Here is a 5,124-nt window from a genome sequence, read left to right on the forward strand (position 1 = left end):
AGGAGAAACTTGGAAAGTACAGTTTATTTATCCAGCCAAGATACCATTGGATATACTCTTCGGCCTCATCTTCCTTATCGAGGATATATCCAAGTTTTCTCACACCATCTAGGTATTGAGAATTTTCAGGGTTCGGGTATAGATCTGGGAATAATAATCCCAAGAAAACAACAGCGACACCAGGGAGTTTTTTCTTCTTTTCGGCGTCGGTGGTTTTAGCTCCAAATGTCAGCAAAAGATCGGGTTTTGCAGAAAGTATTGCCTCATAGTCTGGATTGACTAGGGCATCACCCAAATTAGGCAGGTTGCTGAACTCCGGGAATTGGATTTCGCTTGGTTCACCAAAAACAGCGACGATTTTGTTCTCTGAACTTAGTAACCGCATGAGTTCAGCATTATTATCTCCTTCGACTATGATGCGTTCTAATGGTTTTCGAATGGTTACTACTGTATCATAGGCGTCTAGAAGTGTAAGTTCCTTCTCTTCTCCACGTATGATCTGCTCGATAAGTTCTATATCCTGAGCATCTATCTTGCTATCATAATTGGCATCGCTCAGATTGGTGGCGGCATTTGCTCCCTTGATTATTCCCTCAACATATGCAACGTCTTTCTCATCTATTGTACCATCCATATTGGCGTTACCAAAGATCCCAAGAGGATGATCGGATCCAGCTCCCAAGCAAATCATGGATGCTATTAGTAACGCTAAGGCGATTTTCCAAGACCCATCCATTATATCCCTCCTACGATACACTTAATCATACTTATTTTCAGTCTGATCTGATTTTGTATGCAAATATCCTAAATGTTTATAACATTTTTGGTTGAACATTTAATCAGAAATCTCTTTCGAAACAGAGCATCTAAACAACGGCTTATAGGTGCATATTTTTCTCAAACATCCTGACTGCAACGATCACAGCCAGGGCCGCTGCAGCCCAGACATAGGCAATCTCAAATATCGGGACACCACCGTTCCTTAATCCCTCGATGGCCTGTGTTAAAGGAATAATCTCGATCAGCATTCTTGCGGCCTTGGGATACATCTCTGTAGGAATGAACACCCCGCACAGATAGGTAAGAGGCATGGTGATGAAGAGACTCACAGTTGTCAGGTTGTGGGGATGACGAACGGTTACACCAACTACAATTCCTGCCGAGGTAAAGAAGAGGGCCAGGCCGATGGTGAATAGAATGAGGGCGACAAGGGAGATGTGAAAGCCGGAAAGAAACAGCCAGACCGGCAGGAGGAAGCACAGGACTGCGAAGAAGGCAACCACTATGCCGGTCAGCAGATATCCGGCTACGGCCTCACGAGGCTTGATGGGTGCCGTCATCGTGAGAAGCTCCAGGTAGCCCTCGTGGTTCTTGGACATCCATATCTCAGAGCTGAAGTGCTGGTAGCAGACCTGCACCACGCACATCATCAGTATCCCCGGAATCATGAAACTCAGGTACGACTCGCGACCGGGCAGACTCACCATAGAGCCCAGGCCAATGCCAATCACAAGCACGAAGAAGAACGGCTGGATGAGATTGCGCAGAGCGAATAAAAATAGATTCTTTCGATAGTCATAGATCTCCCTCTCGAATGTGACCAGAGAGGCAGACACCGCGCGGGGAATCATTCCCGCAGCCCCCTGCCGGTGAGCTGGAGAAAGACGTCCTCAAGGCTAGGCTCTTTCAGGTTAAGCTCCTCGATCCCTGTCGTTTTGGAGGCTGTTACTACTATCTTGTCCAGGGCCTCTTTCTCCCGCAGATGAATCGAGAGGCAACCGTTGGAGCTGTAAAGTTTCATCACGCCAGGAATCTCTCGCAGTGCCAGAAGATCTGCAGATGAGCTGGGCCTGCGAGTTTTGAGGGTGAGAACCGAGTCGATGCCCATGGATTGCCGGAGATTCTCAGGTGATCCTTGGGCGATGATCCTGCCATGGTCTATGATGATCACCCGATCGCAGAGCACCTCCGCCTCCTCCATGTAGTGAGTGGTGAGGATGAGGGTCTTCTTCCGCTCTTTCAGCTCAGAGATGTAGTCCCAGAGAGCATGCCTGCTCTGCGGGTCCAGGCCGGTGGTGGGCTCGTCCAGGTAGAGGATGGGCGGATCGGTGATCAGCGCCCGTGCCATCAGCAGGCGGCGCTGCATGCCTCCGGAGAGCTGATGACCATTTTTTGCAGAGTGCTCATCGAGCTTGGCCCACGCAATGGTCTCACGGGCTTGCAGCCTAGATTCGGAACGGGAGAGGCCGCGCAGCCGGGCGTAGAAGTAGAGGTCCTCGGCAATGCTCAGGTGCGGGTGAAAGCTGGCCTCCTGGGGGGAGATGCCGAAGAGGCGCTTGGCCTCGATGGGATTTTGGAGGACGTCGTAACCTCCCACGGTGATCGTGCCGGAGGAGGGGCGGACGAGGCCGGTGAGCATGCGGATGGTGGTGGTCTTGCCTGCGCCGTTGGGGCCCAGAAGGCCGAGGGTCTCGCCGGAATGGACGGAGAAGGAGATGCGGTCCACGACCTTGTGGGTGGAGAAGGATTTGACAAGGTTTTCGACGAGGATCATTTCTTGGGAGTCCATTTTACTTGCGGAAGAGGATATCATACGATATATGCTTTTTCATCTTCTATTTTCCAACTTCGTTATAGGGACAGTAGTATTCTTTTCCAGACTTAGTTTTGTTGGCCAGGCAGCCACCGCCACATGAGGCGAATTGCAAACAGGAAGAGCAGCTCGCGTTCAGTCTGGCGACTTCGCGTTGCAAGCAGCTCCAGGCCTTGGCAATGCCATCTCCATCGAGATGGCAGAGTGGATAAGGAAAGTAGGGGCAGGGCTTCACGCCGCCATCCACATCAATGAACATGGCCAGCCTGCCGCCAGAGCAGAGGTTGGGCCAGCCGGATAGGCCCAATAGCGGAGTGTCTATGATGATCTCCTGAAGAGGTAGAGCACATAACTCTCGTAGCACTTCTGGATATTCCTCAAGCAAAAGGGCGTGTTTATGCTGGCGTGGCACGGTGAACATGTTTGGGCGAAAATTATGCACGCGGCACCAGTCCAAGATGCTCGCCATCTCATCTTTGTTATCCCGACAGATGGGAAAGACCAGGATCTTCTCGCCGGGAAAATCTTTCGTCAGACGCTCACCGTAGGCCAATACTCTTCGATGGTTGCCATTTTCGCCCAAAAGTTCATCATGTTTTTCTGGATTCAGAGAGAGAAGACGCAAGCGCATCTGATGGATCTGATTTAATGACGGAGTCTGTTCCCCGAATCCAGCCCAAGTATCCACTGAAGTGCTCCAGCCGCAGTCATTCGCTGCAGAAAGGATCTCTTTCAGACGGGGATTGAGAAATGGTTCGCCTCCAGCGAGAACGAGCACTGACCGCTGGCTAGCCGTCTTCATATAATCGAGGACCTGCAGGTATACCTGTTCGTCCAGATCTTTGGAACCATTTTTCTTTTCGGCGCCGAAGAATGGATCGTAATTATTGAGAGCCAGCGCAAGGATGAAGGGCTGGGAGACTCTTATGTCCATCACTCTTCTCCTCTCCCGTTCAGCCAGCATAGGGGATCTGGTGCCAGATAGTCCCCCGTGCGGGCCCAGGCATCTGCCCGGCAGCCCCTGCAGATGCTGACGTACTCGCAGCTTGGGCAGTGGCCCTTCAGGTTGTGCCAGTCGCGCAGGCTTGCGAATAGCGGGGAGTGGAGCCATATGTCTTTCAGGCTCTGCTCTTTGAGGTTTCCTGCAGGGATTCTGAGCTTGACGCAGGGGTAGACGTTCAGTTCTGGAGAGATGGCCACTCCGGCTATTCCTGCTGTGCAGCCGCCGACGATTTTGTTCGACCGTAATGTAGATTTCTTCTGTTCATCAAACCAGAAATTGAGAGGATCATCGCTGAGCACTCCGTGATTTGCAGCTTCTTCTAATGCATTTCTCAAGAGCGAAGGATCCTTTAGCGGCGCTGGGTTTCCCAGGCCAAATCCGCACATACGGCCTATATTAGGTGCTGCGCCTAGCTCGCGAGCTATTCTAGCAATTGACCTTATCTGATGATGATTGGCTGAACTCACCGTACAAAGAAAAGAGACCGGAACAACTCCCTCCAAGTATTTGGCGGCTCCAATAGTTTTTTCAAAACTATCTTTGCCCCTAATGCTCTCGTGGAAATCCTTATTACCGTCTAGGCTAATTTGGACATCATCAAAAATGCTAAACCAATCTTTCGGAAATTGCTGCACTAACGTCCCATTTGTAGTTAAAAGGAGCTTCTTGCATACCTTTTTGAGATCTTCAGCAAATACAAATAGATTCTTAAATAATAATGGTTCACCTCCAGAGACATTAATAAAATATGGTTTTGTCTCAGTAAGCTGGTCTAAGATCAGGGAAGGATCATTTAGGTCGGATGTCATGGCATCTCCTCGATAACAGTAGCTACAGGATAGATTACATCTACCAGTAACTTCTAAGACAACTAAATGTAGACCTAGACCCATAATCAGCACCTCAAAATTAATCCTTACTGTATCAATTTTGTCTCCGATAATCGATTAAGGAAAGCAGTTATTCCGCTTGCAGCTTTTTCCCTTGGAACATTATATTTGCTGACAACAGCATCAATCATGTCCTTTAATGTATGTTCTCCATCGCACATATGCCATATTTCGGTCGCATAAGTTCCCATAACAAAGAGACGGTGTCCTCCGTATAATACCAGCTTGTCGTCTTCTTGCCTATTCATTATCCTAACTGTCTTTGGCTTACAGTCGGGCAGTATGGATCTGCACATAGAAAGTCACCCTCCAAGAATTTAGCTAAACCACGACAACCTCCGCGGCATCCGTCGCGGTAAATGCAAGTTGAACAAATGCCCTTAAGCAACGAGGAATCACGTAGTCTCCTGAGTATTGGCGAATTTAGCCAGATATCGCTTATTGAATCTTTATATATATTACCGAGAGACATATCGGGCATATATGCACATGGCGAGATATCTCCTTTGGAATCTATCCATAAACGTAGATAGCCCGCCTCACAAGGAGATGGATGACGCTTTTCAAGAGGATCGAAAAGAAATTCCCAAGGCATATGCAGGCCCATATTAATTCTAGAGGGTTTCGATTTAGCACCA

7 protein-coding genes are annotated in these 5,124 nt (G+C 49.1%); all 7 read right to left on the reverse strand.

What is annotated here, in order from left to right:
* Positions 1-736, reverse strand: a 736-nt coding sequence (locus tag BP727_RS00565; RefSeq protein ID WP_286856784.1) for an ABC transporter substrate-binding protein, incomplete at its 3' end; no start/stop codon positions are given.
* Positions 737-878: 142 nt separating this feature from the next.
* On the reverse strand, positions 879-1,631 hold the full coding sequence (locus BP727_RS00570; protein ID WP_286856786.1) for an ABC transporter permease: 753 nt from the start codon (positions 1,629-1,631) through the stop codon (positions 879-881).
* Positions 1,628-2,569, reverse strand: a complete 942-nt coding sequence (locus BP727_RS00575) for an ABC transporter ATP-binding protein (protein ID WP_286856788.1) — start codon at positions 2,567-2,569, stop codon at positions 1,628-1,630. The genes BP727_RS00570 and BP727_RS00575 overlap by 4 nt, the downstream gene beginning before the upstream one ends.
* Before the next feature lie 46 nt (positions 2,570-2,615).
* Positions 2,616-3,527 (reverse strand): radical SAM protein, encoded by a 912-nt coding sequence (locus BP727_RS00580; RefSeq protein ID WP_286856791.1) that lies wholly within the window; start codon positions 3,525-3,527, stop codon positions 2,616-2,618.
* Positions 3,527-4,489 carry a radical SAM/SPASM domain-containing protein gene (locus BP727_RS00585; RefSeq protein WP_286856793.1) on the reverse strand — a complete coding sequence of 321 codons (963 nt, stop codon included), beginning with the start codon at positions 4,487-4,489 and terminating at the stop codon, positions 3,527-3,529. Before BP727_RS00585 ends, BP727_RS00580 begins: the two co-directional genes overlap by 1 nt.
* A 23-nt stretch (positions 4,490-4,512) precedes the next feature.
* Positions 4,513-4,782: a PqqD family protein gene (locus BP727_RS00590; RefSeq protein ID WP_286856795.1), complete on the reverse strand. Its 270-nt coding sequence runs from the start codon at positions 4,780-4,782 to the stop codon at positions 4,513-4,515.
* A complete protein-coding gene (locus BP727_RS13595) occupies positions 4,734-5,093 on the reverse strand; it encodes an SPASM domain-containing protein (protein WP_394339388.1) in 360 nt (119 codons plus the stop codon). The genes BP727_RS00590 and BP727_RS13595 overlap by 49 nt, the downstream gene beginning before the upstream one ends.
* Positions 5,094-5,124 lie beyond the last annotated feature (31 nt).

Origin of the sequence: Methanosaeta sp. UBA356, assembly GCF_002496465.1 — an archaeon.
Classification (GTDB): Archaea; Halobacteriota; Methanosarcinia; order Methanotrichales; family Methanotrichaceae; genus Methanothrix; species Methanothrix soehngenii.